The organism is Streptomyces aureoversilis (assembly GCF_042657885.1).
Taxonomy (GTDB): domain Bacteria; phylum Actinomycetota; class Actinomycetes; order Streptomycetales; family Streptomycetaceae; genus Streptomyces; species Streptomyces aureoversilis.
This window is the reverse complement of the sequence record NZ_JBHSKJ010000010.1, coordinates 210,137-226,940: the sequence shown is the minus strand read 5'-3', so window position 1 is coordinate 226,940 and position 16,804 is coordinate 210,137. Positions and strand designations below refer to the sequence as shown.

At 72.6% G+C, this 16,804-nt stretch carries 12 protein-coding genes; 9 read left to right on the top strand and 3 right to left on the bottom strand.

The genetic code is table 11. From position 1 onward, the window contains the following. Window positions 1–264: 264 nt before the first annotated feature. Both ACFPP6_RS19565 and ACFPP6_RS19560 read left to right on the top strand, forming a co-directional pair. Complete coding sequence (locus tag ACFPP6_RS19565; protein ID WP_382044019.1) at window positions 265–2,046, top strand: M4 family metallopeptidase; 1,782 nt, start codon at window positions 265–267, stop codon at window positions 2,044–2,046. A gap of 201 nt (window positions 2,047–2,247) precedes the next feature. Further along, window positions 2,248–3,168, top strand: a complete 921-nt coding sequence (locus ACFPP6_RS19560; protein WP_382043819.1) for an alpha/beta fold hydrolase — start codon at window positions 2,248–2,250, stop codon at window positions 3,166–3,168. Here ACFPP6_RS19560 and ACFPP6_RS19555 read toward each other — a convergent pair. Both ACFPP6_RS19555 and ACFPP6_RS19550 read right to left on the bottom strand, forming a co-directional pair. Further along, complete coding sequence (locus ACFPP6_RS19555; RefSeq protein WP_179084116.1) at window positions 3,108–3,428, bottom strand: WhiB family transcriptional regulator; 321 nt, start codon at window positions 3,426–3,428, stop codon at window positions 3,108–3,110. The two genes, ACFPP6_RS19560 and ACFPP6_RS19555, sit on opposite strands and share 61 nt — an antisense overlap. A gap of 108 nt (window positions 3,429–3,536) precedes the next feature. Next, complete coding sequence (locus ACFPP6_RS19550; protein WP_382043815.1) at window positions 3,537–4,958, bottom strand: M6 family metalloprotease domain-containing protein; 1,422 nt, start codon at window positions 4,956–4,958, stop codon at window positions 3,537–3,539. A 166-nt stretch (window positions 4,959–5,124) separates the two neighbouring features. Here ACFPP6_RS19550 and ACFPP6_RS19545 point away from each other — a divergent pair, with 166 nt between their 5' ends. After that, window positions 5,125–5,823: a TetR/AcrR family transcriptional regulator gene (locus ACFPP6_RS19545; RefSeq protein WP_382043812.1), complete on the top strand. Its 699-nt coding sequence runs from the start codon at window positions 5,125–5,127 to the stop codon at window positions 5,821–5,823. A gap of 92 nt (window positions 5,824–5,915) precedes the next feature. Then, complete coding sequence (locus ACFPP6_RS19540; RefSeq protein ID WP_382043809.1) at window positions 5,916–7,373, top strand: amino acid permease; 1,458 nt, start codon at window positions 5,916–5,918, stop codon at window positions 7,371–7,373. Window positions 7,374–7,442: 69 nt separating this feature from the next. Here the strand turns inward: ACFPP6_RS19540 and ACFPP6_RS19535 are convergent, their stop codons facing one another. Beyond that, window positions 7,443–8,372 carry an AraC family transcriptional regulator gene (locus ACFPP6_RS19535; RefSeq protein WP_382043807.1) on the bottom strand — a complete coding sequence of 310 codons (930 nt, stop codon included), beginning with the start codon at window positions 8,370–8,372 and terminating at the stop codon, window positions 7,443–7,445. 115 nt (window positions 8,373–8,487) lie between these two features. Here ACFPP6_RS19535 and ACFPP6_RS19530 point away from each other — a divergent pair, with 115 nt between their 5' ends. The 5 genes from ACFPP6_RS19530 to ACFPP6_RS19510 all read left to right on the top strand — a co-directional run bounded on the left by ACFPP6_RS19530 (window position 8,488) and on the right by ACFPP6_RS19510 (window position 16,734). Then, window positions 8,488–9,528, top strand: a complete 1,041-nt coding sequence (locus tag ACFPP6_RS19530) for a zinc-dependent alcohol dehydrogenase family protein (RefSeq protein ID WP_382043805.1) — start codon at window positions 8,488–8,490, stop codon at window positions 9,526–9,528. A 452-nt stretch (window positions 9,529–9,980) separates the two neighbouring features. After that, on the top strand, window positions 9,981–10,451 hold the full coding sequence (locus ACFPP6_RS19525; protein ID WP_382043802.1) for an NUDIX hydrolase: 471 nt from the start codon (window positions 9,981–9,983) through the stop codon (window positions 10,449–10,451). Beyond that, complete coding sequence (locus tag ACFPP6_RS19520) at window positions 10,448–12,478, top strand: ABC transporter ATP-binding protein (RefSeq protein ID WP_382043799.1); 2,031 nt, start codon at window positions 10,448–10,450, stop codon at window positions 12,476–12,478. Before ACFPP6_RS19525 ends, ACFPP6_RS19520 begins: the two co-directional genes overlap by 4 nt. A gap of 200 nt (window positions 12,479–12,678) precedes the next feature. Continuing rightward, entirely contained in the window at window positions 12,679–13,644 is a 966-nt protein-coding gene (locus tag ACFPP6_RS19515) for a cyclase family protein (RefSeq protein WP_382044016.1), read from the top strand. A gap of 195 nt (window positions 13,645–13,839) precedes the next feature. Beyond that, on the top strand, window positions 13,840–16,734 hold the full coding sequence (locus ACFPP6_RS19510) for a SpoIIE family protein phosphatase (RefSeq protein WP_382043796.1): 2,895 nt from the start codon (window positions 13,840–13,842) through the stop codon (window positions 16,732–16,734). Window positions 16,735–16,804 lie beyond the last annotated feature (70 nt).

The window sequence follows — 16,804 nt, the reverse complement described above, 5'->3', positions numbered from 1 at the left end:
ACCTTGCGTTGAGGCATTGTTAACAGTTGATCAACTGTCCGGACATCACGCCTATCTGCTCTTTTCATGCCCATGCCAGCACCGGCAGAGTCCTCCGCGGGACCACAGGTTCCCGCGGTGCGCGAGTGACGGCACCGCGTGCATGCAGGCGGCCGGGTGCACCCCGAACCGCCCTTGACGCAAAGGGCGCTGAACTTGCGTACGACCCCCACAACCCGCAGACGAATACTCATCGCCGCCGCGACGATCGTGGCCGCGGCCACCATGGCGGGCACGGCGTCCGCCGCCCCGTCTCAGCCCGTGGACACGGCGGACTCCCTCCGGGACCGGGCCCGCGCAGCGGCCGCGGACTCCTCGGTCAGCGCCGCCGCCCTCGCCGCCAACGCGGAGACCGTGAAGGCGGCCACCGCCGCCGCCCTCGCCCACGCGGACGCCACGGGCGTCGGCAAGAACGAGACGCTCCGCGTCAAGGACACCCTCATCGACCCCGAGGGCAAGCGCCACGTCCGTTTCGTCCGGGCCTACCAGGGCGTCCCCGTCGTCGGCGGCGACCTCGTCGTCCACCTCGACGCGAAGAAGAACTACCTCGGCGTCACCCGGGCGATCCGGCACGGCGTCTCCGTGCCGTCGGTCGCCCCGAAGCTCACCGCGCCGCAGGCCGCGGCGAAGGCCGCGAAGTCGGTGGACGGCAAGGCCGCCAAGACCGAGCTCGTGGTCGACGCGCGTAGCACCGAGCCGGTCCTCGCCTACCGCGTGACCGTCACGAGCAGCGGAAAGGCCGAGACCGGCGTCGGCCACAGCGTCGTCGTGGACGCCGGCAGCGGCAAGGTCATCAGCAGCACGCCGCTCAGCGACGGCATCATCTCCCCCGGTCTGAAGGCCAAGCTGCGCAGCGAGGGCAAGGAGGCCAAGCCGCGCACCGGCGCCAGGACGACCCCGCCGGCCAAGGCGCAGTCCGGCACGCAGTTCCCGGCCCAGGCCAACGGCACCGGCGCCTCGCTGTTCGCGGGCAGCATCCCGCTGACGACCACCCAGACGGCCAAGGACTCCTTCGTCCTCAAGGACCTCAGCCGCGGCGGCGGCGAGACCCGCGACGCCCAGTCCAAGGAGCTCGACTCCTTCGCGGCGGGCAAGGCGTTCACCGACGCCGACAACCGCTGGGGCAACGGCAGCGCCACCGACAACGCCACCGCCGCCGTCGACGCGCAGTTCGGCATCACGAGCACGTACGACTACTACAAGGCGACGTTCGGCCGGAACGGCATCAAGAACGACGGCTCCGGCCCGCGCGCCCTGGTGCACTTCGGCGACAAGGTCGGCAACGCCTTCTGGTCCCCCGAGTGCGGCTGCATGCTCTACGGCGACGGCGATGGAGAAACGTTCAAGCAGCCGCTGGTGGCCCTGGACGTCACCGGCCACGAGCTCAGCCACGGCGTGATCGAGGCGACCGCCGACTTCCAGCCCACGCGGGTGGATGCGCGCCAGAACCAGTTCGGCGAGGCGGGCGCGCTCAACGAGTCGCTCGCCGACATCTTCGGCGCGGGCGTGGAGTTCCGGACGAACAACGGCGGCAACCCGCCGAACTACCTCCTCGGCGAGAAGCTCGGCCTGGAGCAGAAGTTCCTGCGCCGGATGGACAAGCCGTCGCTGGACGTCCTCGAGGGCACCGTCGACTACTGGGACGCGGAGTCCTACGACCGCGAGGTGCACGCCGGCTCCGGCGTCTCCTCGCACGCCTTCTACCTGCTGGCCGAGGGCAGCGGCAAGAAGACCATCGGGGGCGTGGAGTACGACTCCCCCACGTACGACGGCAAGGCGGTCACCGGCATCGGCCGGGACAAGGCGCAGCAGATCTTCTACCGCGCCCTGACCCGTTACATGGTCTCGACGACCGACTTCCACGAGGCCCGCGTCGCCACGCTGCAGGCCGCCGCGGACACCCACGGCGAGAAGAGCGCCGAGTACAAGGCGGTCGACGCCGCCTGGGCCGCGGTGAACGTGACCGCGGCCAACACCCCCAAGGAGGGCCCGGCCGTCAAGCGCTGACGGTTCCGGTTCGCACCCGCCCGGCCCGTTCCCCCGCACCTCGCGCGGGGGAACGGGCCGGGTTCCGTGTGATCCACAACATCTGGTCCGGTGAAGTGGATGTTGTTATGGTCGTCGCCACCAGTGGGTTGGGCGTTCAAACCCACCCCGGACACCACTGGTCGACAGCCAAGCACAGGTCGACGACATAGGGGGAGCGCAGTGTCGGCAAACGCAGGGACGGTCACGGACGCCGAGGAGCTCAAGGCCCTCAACGCCGAGCTCGCGGCGTCCTTGGACGGCGAGTTCACCAGCGAGTACGCGGACGTCAACGGCGTCCGGCTGCACTACGTGACCGGCGGCCGGGGCGAGCCGCTGGTGCTGCTGCCCGGCTGGCCCGAGACGTGGTGGGAGTACCGGAAGGTGATGCCCGCGCTCGCGGCCCGCTTCCGCGTGATCACCGTCGACATCCGCGGCATGGGCGGGTCGAGCAAGCCGGAGTCGGGCTTCGACAAGAAGAACATGGCCCAGGACATCCGCGAGCTCGTGCGCCACCTCGGCCACGAGAAGGTGAACATCGCGGGGCACGGGATCGGCGCGATGGTCGCGTTCGCCTACGCGGCGAACCACCCGGACGCCACCGAGAAGGTGGCGATCCTCAACACCACGCACGCGGACCGGAGCTACTACAAGTTCCCCATGCTGCCGAACCCCGGCGACAAGGGCCCGCACCGCTGGTGGCTCGCCTTCAACCAGGTGGCCGACTTCCCGGAGCAGATCCTCACCGGCCGCTACCGCCACATCATCGACTACATGTTCGGCCTGAGCCTGGTGAACCCGGACGCGATCACCGACCGCGACCGGGACGTCTACGCCCGCGCGTACTCGACGACCGAGGCGATCCGCGCCGCCAAGGGCTGGTTCCAGTCGTACCAGAAGGACATCGCGGACTTCGAGTCGTACGACAAGATCTCCGTGCCGATGCTCGGCCTGGCCTACGGGACGTTCTTCGAGTACATGCGGGAGGTGTTCCCCCAGCAGGGCACCGACGTCCGCATGGCCGAGATCGAGGGAAGCCGCAACTACCTGGTCGAGGAGCAGCCGGAGGCCGTCACGCGCGCCCTCCTGGAGTTCCTGGGCTGAACCCGGCCCGCGGCGGACGCCGCACGCCGGGGCTTCGCGGCCCGGTGCAGCGCCCGCCGCTCCGCCTCGCTCGTCCCGCCCCACACGCCGCTCTCCTGCCCGGACTCCAGTGCCCAGCGCAGGCACTCCGCGCGCACCGGGCAGGTGCGGCACACCGATTTGGCGTCCTCGGTCTGTACGAGTGCGGGACCCGTCGTACCGACGGGGAAGAACAACTCGGGGTCCTCGTCGAGACAAGCACCGTACTGTCGCCAGTCCATGTGGCGATCCATGGAACGATCCCTCCGGTCGGGTCGTGGGGTGTGGGGTGAGTGGGTCCCTCTCTACACTCCGCGTTACCCGGGATCCGTGAGGTATCCGTGTGAACGTCACGCCATGTGGACGTCGATGCCCATCTCCTTGTCCCCGGGCCTGCCCTGGACCTCGATCGTGACGCCGGAGAACGTGCCGTCGGGGAGGTTGAGCGCCGGGGTGGTCGTCTCGCCGAGGACCGTGTTGTCCAGGGAGGGATACAGGTCGTCGGAGTCGCCGCGGTTGCCCTGACCGAAGATCGCGCCGAGGTCGCGCCGGCCGTCGGCCTGCATCAGCTCGATCGCCAGCCGCTCCTCCTCGTTGACGTCCTCGATGCTTTCGTCGACGACGTAGACGGCGATGCCCTGGTCGGGAAGGGCCGCGTCCTGGCCCCGGCGGCGCCGGTACTCGGCCAGGACGTACTGCAGGTCGGACATGGTGTCCGGGTTCCGGATGAACACGAGCTCGCCGGTCTCCGCGGCCGGCCGCATCACCACGTCCTTGGTGGTCTTGGTGATGTTCCGGGCGACTGCCCAGCCGTGGAACATGCGCAGCATGCCGTTGGGGAAGACCGGAGTGAGACCCTTGTTGCCCCAGTTCCCCGAGGCCATCAGACAGTAGTTGCCGAGGCCGCTCGACTGGGTGGCGCCCAGCTCACCCGTGTCGTAGTAATCGGCGTACCGCGCGGCCAGGTGCCCCCACTCATGGGCGCAGACACCCATGGAGCAGTCTTCCGGAACCGTCAGGAAGGTCTCGGCCTTCAGGCCGGGGGCGACCTCGACGCCGCCAGGGATGCCCCACTTCAGGCTCCAGAGGTCGTCGCGCGACTTGGTGTTCTCGGCTCCGCTGCCCGCGTGCACGACGAAGAGCGCAGTGACCATGTTCTCGCCGAGGACGTCGAAGGGGGCGAAGTCGATGCCCTCCTCCAGGGCGATCCGGACCGCGTCGCGAGCCATGCCCTGGGAGTTCCTGGGGAACCCCTCCTCGGTCGTGCCGGAGTTCCCGTCGGCGTAGAACGAGAGCGGCTGCGGCAGGCGGAACCAGCCGTGGACTTCGCCCTGGACGTCGATGCCGTTCTCGCTGAACGTCCCGAAGCCACTGACCGTGCGGTAGTAGTCGCGCATGCTGCCGGTCGGCACGGAGTCCTCGCTGAACAACAACTGCTGGTAGTGGCCGGGCCGGTGATTCGGGTCGTGCGGCCGGTCGGGGAAGTCCACCAGGAGCACGAGAGTGCGGATCACTCCCTTGAGCTTCGTGGAGGGCCGTTCGATGAGCTCCCGCCCGCCGGCCGCGGGCCCGACCCGGACGGCGCCGTCGTCGAGTCCGATGCGCTTCACCCCGCGCCTGCCGGAGCGCCAGACGTAGTAGTACTGCTCGAAGGTGGTGTCCTTCGGCAGGCCGCCCGACTCCAGCAGGTCGAGGTAGGTCACGTAGAGCCCGGCCAGTGCATCCGGCGCCAGGGGCACCGGGCAGGCCCGGGTCGTGCAGGTGTGTCGCATGGTGATCACTCACCAGGTCGAATCGATCACAGGATACGGTGCATATTTACCTTGTAAACATGCTGTCGCCGTTTATGCTGTATACGTACAGGCTCATCCCGCCTCACACCCTTTGTCAAGGGTGGACGTCGGAGGCGGGACTTCCTCGCGGAGGAGGTCGGTCGCGATGGCTGACCGCGCCCGGCTCACCCGGGACCGAGTCGTCGGAGCGGCGCTGCGCATCGTCGACGCCGAAGGGCTCGACGGGCTGAGCATGCGCCGGGTGGCCGAGGAGCTCGGCGTCGAGACGATGGCCCTCTACCGGTACACCCCCAGCAAGGACGACCTGCTCGACGGCCTCGTCGAGCGGCTCTTCATAGAGCTGGAGGAGAGCCTCAGCGGCACCCCGTTCGGCCCCGAGGCCGTCGCCGGCGGGGGCGACGAGGCCGCTCCCCCGTGGCGGGAGGCCCTCGTCGCCGTCGCGCGGGCGATGTACCGCGTCGCGCTCGCCCACCCGAACGTCGCCCCCCTGCTGGCGCTCCGCCCCTTCACGGTGCCGCTGACGCGGCGCCCGCCCGCGGTGCTCCGCGCCCACGAGCGCCTGCTGACCCGGCTGGAACGGGCGGGGCTGGGCGAGCGGGCCACGCTGGAGCTGTACCGGGCCGTCATCTCCTGGGTGCTGGGTTACATCCTCTTCGAGCTGCGGGAGGTCGTGGACAACCCGGACGAGCCCGAGCCCGCCTTCCGCATGGGCCTGCACCGGCTGCCGGTCAAGGACTTCCCCCGCCTGCGGGCCCTGGGCCCCGGCCTGGCCGTGCGCGGCGGCGAGGAGCAGCTCGCCGCCGGCGTCACCGCCCTCATCGACCGCTTCGCTCCCCCGACCTGACAGAGCGGCCGGCGCAGAAGGGTGCCGCGCCCGGCTGATCGGTAGGTAGTGGTTCCACGCCCACGCCTCCCTTCAGCCCCAGGACGGTCAGCATGCTCGCGCCACCTCCCGCCGGCACCGGCACCCGCAAGAGCCCGGCCGCGCCCGCCGCCGCCACGGAGGCGGGCGCCGGGCTGCCGCGCGGGCTCAAGCAGCGTCACCTGTCCATGATCGCGCTGGGCGGTGCCATCGGAGCGGGCCTGTTCGTCGGCTCCGGGGTGGGGATCAGGGCGGCGGGACCCGCGATCGTCGTCGCGTACGTCCTGGCCGGCGGCCTGGTGCTGCTGGTCATGCGGATGCTGGCGGAGATGTCCGCCGCCGACCCGGCCACCGGGTCCTTCTCCGTGCACGCCGCCAAGGCGCTCGGCCCCTGGGCCGGTCTGACGGCGGGCTGGCTGTACTGGTCGCTGCTGGTCGTCAGCGTCGCCGCGGAGGCCATCGGGGCGGCGGACATCATGACGGGATGGCTCCCCGGCGTTCCGGGGTGGGTGTGGATGACGCTCTTCATGGCCGTGTTCACGGGCAGCAACCTCGCCGCCGTCCGGCGCTTCGGCGACCTCGAATTCTGGTTCGCCGGCCTGAAGGTCACCGCCATCTGCGTCTTCCTCCTGCTGGGGGCGCTCGCCGTCTGCGGCCTCCTGCCCGGCTCCGCCGCGCCGGGCGCCGCCCACCTCACCGGCCACGGCGGCTTCCTGCCGCACGGCTGGCACGGGCTCGCCCTCGGCCTCGTCGCGGCGGTCTTCGCCTACGGAGGGCTGGAGACCGTCACGATCGCGGCCGCCGAATCCGCCGACCCGGTCAGGGCGGTGGGCCGCGCCGCCAGGACCGTCGTCTGGCGCATCTGCCTCTTCTACATCGGCTCCATGGCCGTCATCGTCACCCTGCTGCCCTGGGACAGCAGCACCGCGCACACCAGCCCCTACAGCGGCACCCTCGAGCGCATGGGCGTCCCCGGCGCCGGGCACCTCATGAACGCCGTGGTGCTCGTCGCCCTGCTGTCGGCCATGAACGCCAACATCTACGGCTCCTCCCGCATGCTCTACTCCCTCGTGCACCGCGGCGACGCGCCCCGCGCCCTCGGCCGTGTCACGCCGGGCGGCGTCCCGCGCAACACGGTCCTCGCCTCCGCCGCCTTCGGCTTCGCGGCGGTCGTCCTCAGCGTCGTCTGGCCGGACACCGTCTTCCGCTTCCTGCTCAACGCCGTGGGGGCCACCATCCTGATCGTCTGGTTCCTCATCGGCCTCTCGCAGCTGCGCCTGCGCCGCCGCCGCGCCCGGTGCGGGGATGCCGAACCGCCGGTGCGCATGTGGCTGTTCCCCCACCTGACCCGGCTGACCCTGCTCGCGATCGGCGCGGTCCTGGTGGTCATGGTCCTCGAACCGGACTCCCGGACGCAGGTCCTGTGCACGGGAGCCTGGGCGGCGCTGCTGATCGTGTGCGGTCTGGTGAACGGGCGCCGGGGCAGGGCGCGGCGGGCCGCACACGCCGGGGCCCGGCACCGGGCAGGGTGACGGGCCCCGGCCCCCGGCGCCGGTGTCGGTGTCGGTGTCGGCACCGACCCCGGCGCCGGCGTCGTCCGGTCACGCCGAGAGGTCGGCCCCCTGCTTGCGGTACCGGCCCGGCGCCACCCCGTACTCGCGCTTGAAGGCCTTGGCGAAGGCGAACTCCGAGGTGTACCCCGCCCGTTCGGCGACGGTGCGCAGCGGGGCGTCGCCCTCGCGCAGCAGCCGGCCCGCCGTCGTCATGCGCCACCAGGTCAGATAGGCGAGCGGCGGCTGGCCGACGAGCGCGGCGAAGCGCCGGGCGAAGGCGGCACGCGACAGCGCGGCCCGGGCGGCGAGCTCCTCGACCGTCCAAGGATGCGCCGGGTCGTCGTGGATGGCGTGCAGGGCGGCCGTGACGGCCGGGTCTCCCAGGGCCGCCGCCCATCCGGACGGCTCCTCGGGGCGCTCGGTCAGCCACCAGGTGCGCAGCAAGTAGAGCAGCAGGGTGTCGAGGAGCGCGGGCACGACGGCGTCGGATCCGGGCTGCGGGTCGGCCAGTTCGGCGCCGAGCAGCTCGATGGCGGCGCGCAGCCGGTCGGGGGCCCCGATGCGGGCCGGAAGGTGGATGAAGGGCGGCAGGTCCGTGAGGAGGGGGTGGGCCCGCACCTTGTTCAGCTGGTAGGCGCCGCAGAGCACGAGGGTGTCGTCGCCGTGGACGGGCCCTCGGTCACGGAGCGACGGCCAGGAGCCGTCCGGCTTCAACCGGGCGTCCTCCAGCGGCGTGCCGGGGTCGTCGGCGAGGCCGTGCCCGTACCCGTGGGCCAGGAAGACGACGTCGCCCGGGCCGAGGCGGACGGGCTCGGCTCCGTCGGGCGGCAGGAGCCAGGCCGAGCCCTGGAGGACCACGTGGAAGCCGGCGCCGTCGGAGGCCGGGAAGCGGACGCCCCAGGGCGCGCGCTTGACGGAACGGGAGGAGTGGGGGCGCCCGGTGCGCATGGCGGCGATCGCGTCGCTCAGTACGTCCATGGCCGCACCCTACCGCCGCGATCGGACCCCGCACCCGTGATCGAAAGACGCTGGGACATAACCAGGAGGTTTTCGGATATGGATCGTCTTCCGCCCCCTCCGTACGGTCGTTCCCATGACAACTTCTTCTGCACACACGGCAGTCAACGGGACGGCAGTCAACGGAACGGCAGTCACCAGGGCGGTCCTCTTCCATGAGCTCGGCGGCCCCGAGGTCCTGAAGGTCGAGGAGGTGCCGCTGGCGCAGCCCGGGCCCGGCGAGGTCCTCTTCCGCGTCGAGGCGATCGGACTCAACCGGGCCGAGGCCCTCTTCCGCGCGGGCGGCTACTACTACCGACCGACGCTGCCCGGCTCCCGGCTCGGCTACGAGGCGGCGGGCGTGGTCGAGTCGGTCGGCGAGGGCGTGACGGCGTTCGCCCCCGGCGACGCGGTGATGGCCGCGGCCAACTTCGACTTCGGCGTCCACGGGGTGTACGGCGAGCACGCCGTCCTGCCCGGGACGTCGCTGGTGCCCCGGCCCGAGGGCGTGGACGCGGTCACGTCCGCGGCGGCGTGGCTGTCGTACTCGACGGCGTACGGCGGCATGGTGGAGACCGGCGGGCTGGCCCCGGGCGACCACGTGGTCATCACGGCCGCCTCCAGCGGTACGGGGACGGCCGCGATCCAGACGGCCCTGCGGATGGGCGCGGTTCCGATCGCCACCACGCGCGGCGAGTCCAAGCGGGAGCGGCTGCTGGAGCTCGGCGCGGCCCACGTGATCAGCACCGGCTCCGAGGACCTGGTCGAGGAGGTCAAGCGGATCACCGGTGGCCGGGGTGCGCGCATGGCTTTCGACGGGGTGGGCGGCCCGGGCTTCGCGACCCTCGGCGACGCGCTCGCCCCCGGCGGCACGCTGGTGCTCTACGGCTTCCTGGACCCGCGCCCCGCCCAGCTGTCGATGAACTGGCCGCTGACCGTCCACGCGTACGGCAACGGAGTCCTCTGCCGCGACGAGGCCTACCGCCGCCGTGCCGCCGCCTTCATCGGGTCGGGCCTGGCGAGCGGCACGCTGGCGCCGGTGATCGCCGAGACCTTCGACGGCCTGGAGCGCATCACGGACGCGCACCGCCTGATGGACTCCAGCACGTTCACCGGCAAGATCGTGGTGAAGGTGTGACCAGTGGGCCGGCAACGAGCCGGGCCCGCCCGTGAACAGCCGCCGCGCGGTGCTGCAGGCCCCTCTGCAAAGAGGGGCCTGCGGCCGCCCCGCAGCCACGGGTCCAGGGGCGGCAGGTGATCGTTTCCGGCCGCAACGCAACCCCCGGATCGGGTGACCGGCCACGGTGGAGTGAATCGCACAAACGGCGACCGGCTCCCGACCCAGAGCCCGCGGGCCGGTTGACGCCTCCTCGAATTCCTGAGCGACGAAACGCCCTTGGAGGGCCGTGACGCCCCCGATCAGGGGTCGTTTTCCCGATCGCTCGTCCGATCCGTACGTCAACGAGGAGGCGTAGTGCATCACCATCACGAGGGCCCCGCGCACACCGGCGGGGTGCATCCGGTATTCGAACACCGCCGGCCGGCAAGGCCCGTGGGATCCGGCGCGGCCACCGCCGGGAGGTGGCCGTCATGAGGCAGCGGGCGCGCTACACGTGCGTGATCGACGTGATGGTCCTGCTGCACCGCGACGACGGCCGCGTCCTGCTGCTGCGGCGGGCCGGGGACGTGTACGCCGCCGGTCTCCTCGCCCCGCCCGGCGGGCACCTCGAGGACGGCGAGACCCTGGCCGACGGCGCGCTGCGCGAGGTCGCCGAGGAGGTCGGAGTCGCCGTCGACCCGGCCGACCTGGAGTTCTGCCACCTGATCCACCACCGCAACCCCGAGGGGCAGGCCCGGGTCGGGGTCGTCTTCACCGCGCAGCGGTGGTCGGGCGAGCCGCGCAACCTGGAGCCGGAGAAGTGCTCCACGCTCGTCTGGGCCGACCCGGCGCACCCGCCCGCGGACTGCGTGCCCTGCACCGCCGCCGTCCTCGGCAGGTTCGTCTCGGGGGCGCTGCTGTCCACCCACGGCTGGGACGGAAAGCCGGGAGGCGCGGCATGAGGCAGGAGAACACGAAGACGGGTGAGCAGAAGGACCGGAGCGAGGGCGCCTCTGTGGGAGGCGCGGCGCCCGGGAGCCGGCCGGATTCGGAGCAGCTGCTGTTCGGCGGCCCGCTGCTGTACGACAACGGGTGGGCCCAGCACGAGGCGGCGTACTTCGAGATGTCGCTGTGGGCAATGGCCCTGCGCCTGCCCCGCCTCGTCCGCTCCACCGTGCGCCTGGCCCGGCAGGCCGACCGCCGGTCCCTGGCCGTGGTCGGCGCCGCCGAGCTGATCCGGGGTGCCGGGCAGGCCGTGGGGCTGGTCGCGGTCAACGGCGTCCTGACCGCCGTCCTGGCCTCCGGGACCATCGCGCAGCGTCTGCTGGCAGCCGTCCCGGCGATGGTGGTGGTGACGCTGGCCGGGACGGTGAGCGCGCTGGCCGCGTCGGCTTCGACGTCGGGCACGGGCCGGCTGGAGCCGAAGGTCGAGCGGGTGGCGACCGAGCGGTACCTGGAGCGCGTGGTCCGGGTCGAGCTGGCGGCGATCGAGGACGCGGACTTCCACCGGCTGCTGGATTCGGCCCAGTACGGGGCCGCCTCGGCGCGCCGCATGATCAGCTACTGCACCGGCGTCATCGGCTCCCTGGTGTCCTTCGCGGCCGCCGCCGGCGTGCTGACCGTGCTGCATCCGGTGCTGCTGCCGCTCCTCGTCCTGATGACCGTCCCCCGCTCCTGGGCGGCCCTCCGGAACTCGCGGACGCGGTACGCGAGTTACCTGCGGTGGGTGCAGCACTCGCGGGCCGGGAGGCTGCTGAGCCAGACGCTGATGCGGACGGGGCCCGCCCCGGAGATCCGCGTCCACGGCGTCGGGCCCTTCCTGGTGGATCACTTCCGCAGCATGTCGCAGGACTCCGAGGCCGAGCAGTCGCGGCTGGCCGACAGCGCCGCCCGGGTCCGGCTGGTCGCGTCCGCGCTCACCGGCGCCGCCACGGCCCTGACGTACCTGGCGCTGATCGGGCTGCTGGCGGCGGGGGCGATGGACCTGTCGGTGGCGGGCACGGCCGTGCTGGCCACGCGGACGGGCGGGCAGAGCCTGTCCACCCTCGTCCTGCAGGTCAACAACCTCTACGAGGAGGCCTGTTACGTACAGGACCTGGAGCGTCTGTGCCGGGAGGCGGCGGAGCGGGCCATCCCCGACGGCGGGCTGCCCGTGCCCGAGCGGCCGGCGCTGATCCGCTTCGAGAACGTCACCTTCCGCTATCCCGCCGACGGCTCCGAGGGCTCCGGAGGGTCCCGGAACCGTGAGCGGCCGGCGCTCAGGAACGTGTCCCTGGACATCCCCGCCGGACGGATCGTGGCGCTCGTCGGTGTGAACGGCTCGGGCAAGACCACCGTCGCCAAGCTCGTGGCCGGTCTGTACCGGCCCGATGCGGGGAGCATCCTGTGGGACGGCGTGGACGCCTGTGCCCTGGACCGGGCGCAGCTGTTCTCGCGGATCGCGATGGTCGGCCAGGACTTCCACCGGTGGCCGTTCACGTGCCGCATGAACGTGGCCATCGGCCGCACCGACCGGCCGCTGGACCAGCGGGCGCTGGAGGAGGCCGCCGTCCGCACGGGCGCCGACAAGGTCGTGGCGGAGCTGCCGAAAGGCTGGGACACGCTGCTGTCCAAGGGCTACAAGGGAGGCCATCAGATCTCCGGGGGCCAGTGGCAGCGGCTGGGCATCGCCCGCGCCCGCTACCGCGACGCCCGCATCCTCATCGTCGACGAACCCACCTCGGCCCTGGACGCCCGGGCCGAGCTGGAGGTGTTCGAGCAGATCCGCACACTCGCCGACGGCGGGCAGACCGTCGTCCTGATCACCCACCGCCTGGCGTCCGTGCGGCACGCCGACGTCATCCACGTGCTGGAGCAGGGCGAGCTCCGGGAGAGCGGCACGTTCGAGGAGCTGCTGAAGACGCCCGGAGGGGTCTTCCGCGGCCTGTACGAGCTCCAGCGGGGGCAGTTCCAGGACGTGCCCGTGCCGGAGCAGCGGCGGATGACGTAGGTGCGGGCGGTGCAGGTACGGACGATGTAGACGCGTAGACGCTCGGATGCGTAGACGCGGCCCCCGTGCGGTTTCCCGCCCGGGGGCCGCGTGGCGTTGCGATCGAGCCGTCAACGCGCGTAGAAGCGGTGTCACCGAAATGCCCGCCCGCGGATCGCCCGCATCCGGCGGCCGACGGCTCATCATTCAGCACCATGGACATGGGCTTCCCGACCGATGCGCCGGCTCCCCCGCCGGACGGCGCCCGCAACGGGCCGGCCGTCTCCCGCGGGGAGTTCGACGCGCTCTTCGAGAGGGTCCGCACATGGGGCCGCTGGACGCCCGCCGACCGCGGGGCCTGGAACCGGGTGACCGCGGACCACGTCCGGCGGGCCGGCGCCCTGGTGCGGACGGGGACCGTCGTGCCGATGGGGCGGCCGTGGGACACCGCGCCCGGCCCGGACAACCCCAGGCCCGCCCTGCACTACATGTCCGACCTCGGTGACGTCGAGGCGCCCGAGCCCGCCGCCCACAAGGACTTCATCGGCGCCGACTACCACGGCAAGGCCGTCAGCCATCTGGACGCGCTCTCCCACATGGCCTATCGCGGGCGGTTCTACGGCGGCGGCACGGCGCGCGACCTCGTCGGCGCCGCAGGGGCCCGCTTCGGCGAGGTCGCGGCGCTCGGCCCCCTGGTGACCAGGGGGGTGCTCCTCGACCTGCCGGCCGTCCTGGGCAGGGCGTGGCTGGAACCGGGGCAGGCCGTGCACGCCGGGGACCTCACCGCCGCGGAGGAGGCGCTCGGCGTGACGATCGGCGAGGGCGACGCGGTCCTGCTGCGGACCGGCCGCTTCCGGCGCCGCCGCGACCTGGGCGCCTGGGACCCCGGCGCCGCCTCCGCGGGCCTCCACGTGAACGCCGTGCCCCTGCTGGCCGAGCGCGGCGTCGCCCTGCTCGGCGGCGACGGCGACAGCGACGTCCGGCCGTCCCCCGTCGAGGGCCTGCACTCCCCCGTCCACACGCTCGCCATCGCCGCGATGGGGGTGCCGCTGCTGGACAACCTCGACCTCGAAGAGCTCTCCGCCGCCTGCGCCGGCACGGGCCGCTACGCGTTCCTGCTCCTCGTGGCGCCTCTGAACATCCCCGGTGGTACGGGCTCCCCGGTCAACCCCGTGGCAGTGCTCTGACGGCCGGGCGCCGACAGCCGGGCCCTGGCGGCCGGGCGCACCCACCCGGACCCGCCGCCGTCACCGGCGGTGACCGGCCGACCGCGCACGCCTGACCCGTTCCGTTATGTCGGCAAAGTTCTAAAATGGAACAACAGTGCAGCCGCCCCGGTACGGGTGGCCATCGGCGCACGTACCGATGAGGAAGTGATCCGGATGGGGCTCGTGGCGGACGAGATCGGTCCCGTACGCGCCCGTGAGCAGTTCCTTCGCGGCGGTGCGGTCGAGGACGCCGTGCGCAGCCCGATCCTGGACTCGTGGCGGCGCAGCCGGGCGCTCGGACTCTCGCCGGACGGCTGCGAGCTTCCCTACACGCAGGACCTCGACCTCGACGGCCGCCTCATCCGTGCGGCCGCGCCCGTGATGAGCCGGCTGCAGGCCATGTTCGACGGCAGGAGCATGAACATCTCCCTCGCCGACGCGCGCGGGGCGGTGCTGCAACGCCGGTTCGGCCAGGCCGCCATGGTCAGGCACCTGGCCGCGATCCAGAGCGTCCCGGGCTTCGTGTTCGCCGAGAAGTACGGCGGGACCAACGGCATCGGCCTGGCCCTCGCGGAGCGGCAACTGGTCAACATCTACGGCGCCGAGCACTTCGCCGAACGGTCGCAGGCGAACGCGTGCGTGGCGATCCCCGTACGGGACCTGCTCAACGGGCGCATCGAGGGGGTCCTCTGCCTCGGCTACCCCTACACCGACGCGGACATGGCGCTGGACGTCGTGATCCGCAGGGCGGCCGGCGCCATCGAACGGCGGCTGCTGGAACAGAGCTCGGCGCGGGAGCGCGCCCTGCTGCAGGCCTACCTCGACGCCAGGCGCCACGCGCCGGCCGACGGCACGTCCGTCAACGGGCAGCCGGGCGAGCTCACCGCGAGCGGCCTCGACTGGCGCGACCAGATGATCCTCAAGGAGAAGGCCGGCGAGCTGCTCGCCTCGGCCCAGCGGGCGGCCGTCGAGGTGATCCTGCCCGGCGACCGGCGGGTCACCCTGCTGAGCCGGCCGGTGACGAGCCCCTCCGGTGTGGAGGGGCTCGCCGTCGAAGCGGTCATCCCCTCGCGGCACCAGCGCCTCGCCGTCCCCACGGAGGCCGGGCCGCCCCTCGGCGCTGCGCCCGGTCTCCTGGCGCAGCAGGCCCTCACCGACGTCGTCCCGCCGCCCGGGCGCCTTCCCGGCCGCCCGCCGCCGGGCCGGGACGCCGCGACGGCCCGCAGGCCCGGCGCGGCCGGCACCCCCGTCGCAGGCGGTGCACCCGGCGGCGCGGGCCGGCCCGCCGACGGCGGCGCGACCAGCGGGCTGGTGCTGGTGGGCGAGCCGGGGGTGGGGAAGTACGCCGTCGCGGCCCGCCGCCGCCTGGAGCTGCTGTCCGAGGCCAGCACCCGCATCGGCACCACCCTGGACGTGAGCCGCACCGCTCTGGAACTCGCCGAGATGGCCGTACCGCGCCTGGCCGACTACGTCACCATCGACCTTCCCTCGGCGGTGCTGCGCGGCGACGAGCCGTCCGACCCCCGCAAGGACCTCCACCGCACGGTGGTCCACGGCATCCGCGACGACTGCCCCTTCTACCCCGCCGGCGAGCGGGTCGACCTCAAGGAGACCACGCCGCAGCTCCGCTGCCTGACCAGCGGGGAGGCCATCCTGGAGCCCGAGCTGCGGACCGCCCCGGGCTGGATCTCCCAGAACCCCGCACGTGCCCAGCGCCTCCTGGCCCACGGCGTCCACTCCCTCATCACCGTCCCGCTCCTCGCCCGCGGCATCGTCCTGGGCACAGCGAGCTTCTACCGCTCCCAGGACCCCTCGCCCTTCGGCGACGACGACTCCTCGCTGGCGCAGGAGCTCGCCACGCGCGCCGCCATCTGCATCGACAACGCCCGCCGCTACACGCGCGAGCACAGCATGGTCCTCGCCCTGCAGCACAGCCTGCTGCCGCACGGCTTCCCCGAGCAGAACGCCGTCGAGGTCGCGCACCGCTACATGCCGGCCGAGTCCGGCGTCGGCGGGGACTGGTTCGACGTCATCCCCCTCTCCAGCGCCCGCGTCGCCCTCGTCGTCGGGGACGTCGTCGGCCACGGGCTGCACGCCGCCGCGACCATGGGCAGGCTGCGCACCGCCGCGCGCACCTTCGCCGAGCTGGACCTGCCTCCCGACGAGGTCCTCACCCACCTCGACAACCTCGTCGGGCGCCTGGACCGGGAGGAGTGCGGCGAGGACCCGTCCAACGGCAACACCGGCATCATCGGCGCCACCTGCCTGTACGTCATCTACGACCCCACCACGCAGGAGTGCACGATGGCCCGGGCCGGGCACCCTCCGCCCGCGCTGGTCCGCCCCGACGGCGCCGTGACCTTCCCCGAGCTGCCGGCGGGCCCGCCCCTGGGGCTGGGCGGCCTCCCCTTCGAGAGCGCCGGGTTCCTCCTCCCCGAGGGCAGCCAGCTCGTCCTCTACACCGACGGGCTCATCGAGGACCGCCACCGCGACTTCGACGTGGCCCTGGAGCAGCTGCGCCGGGCCCTGTCCCACCCGAACCGCCCGCCCGAGGAAACGTGCCGGGAGGTCGTCCGCACCGTCGTCCCCGAGCACCCCGCCGACGACATCGCCCTGCTGGTCGCCCGCACCCACGCCCTGGACCCGCACCGGATCGCCGTCTGGGACCTGCCCGCCGACCCGTCCCTCGTCTCCTCCGTCCGCGCCGCCGTCACCGCCCGCCTGACCGAGTGGGGACTGGAAGAGATCGCCTTCACCACCGAACTGCTGCTCAGCGAGCTGGTCACCAACGCGATCCGGTACGGCACCGGCCCCATCCAGGTGCGCCTGCTCTACGACCGCGCGCTGACCTGCGAGGTCGCCGACACGAGCAGCACCGCCCCGCACCTGCGCCACGCGGCCACCACCGACGAGGGCGGCCGCGGCCTGTTCCTCGTCGCCCAGCTCTCCCAGTGCTGGGGGACGCGTTACACCGCCGGGGGCAAGGTCATCTGGGCGGAGTGCGCCCTGGAGGTCGGCGGCAAGCCCTTCGGCGCCGAGGCGTTCCTCGACGACATTCCGGCGATCTGACGGCCCATCCGGCGCCGGGCCCGCGGTGGCCGTAGCATGACGAAAGCTGCGAAACGACCAAATGGCGAAA

Bases quoted from the DNA above. Each gene is read 5' to 3' on its own strand.
- ACFPP6_RS19565 (WP_382044019.1), top strand. From the start codon at position 265: ATGGCGGGCACGGCGTCCGCCGCCCCGTCTCAGCCCGTGGACACGGCG.
- ACFPP6_RS19555 (WP_179084116.1), bottom strand. From the start codon at position 3,428: ATGGACTGGCGACAGTACGGTGCTTGTCTCGACGAGGACCCCGAGTTG.
- ACFPP6_RS19550 (WP_382043815.1), bottom strand. From the start codon at position 4,958: ATGCGACACACCTGCACGACCCGGGCCTGCCCGGTGCCCCTGGCGCCG.
- ACFPP6_RS19545 (WP_382043812.1), top strand. From the start codon at position 5,125: ATGGCTGACCGCGCCCGGCTCACCCGGGACCGAGTCGTCGGAGCGGCG.
- ACFPP6_RS19540 (WP_382043809.1), top strand. From the start codon at position 5,916: ATGCTCGCGCCACCTCCCGCCGGCACCGGCACCCGCAAGAGCCCGGCC.
- ACFPP6_RS19535 (WP_382043807.1), bottom strand. From the start codon at position 8,372: ATGGACGTACTGAGCGACGCGATCGCCGCCATGCGCACCGGGCGCCCC.
- ACFPP6_RS19530 (WP_382043805.1), top strand. From the start codon at position 8,488: ATGACAACTTCTTCTGCACACACGGCAGTCAACGGGACGGCAGTCAAC.
- ACFPP6_RS19525 (WP_382043802.1), top strand. From the start codon at position 9,981: ATGAGGCAGCGGGCGCGCTACACGTGCGTGATCGACGTGATGGTCCTG.
- ACFPP6_RS19520 (WP_382043799.1), top strand. From the start codon at position 10,448: ATGAGGCAGGAGAACACGAAGACGGGTGAGCAGAAGGACCGGAGCGAG.
- ACFPP6_RS19515 (WP_382044016.1), top strand. From the start codon at position 12,679: ATGGGCTTCCCGACCGATGCGCCGGCTCCCCCGCCGGACGGCGCCCGC.
- ACFPP6_RS19510 (WP_382043796.1), top strand. From the start codon at position 13,840: ATGGGGCTCGTGGCGGACGAGATCGGTCCCGTACGCGCCCGTGAGCAG.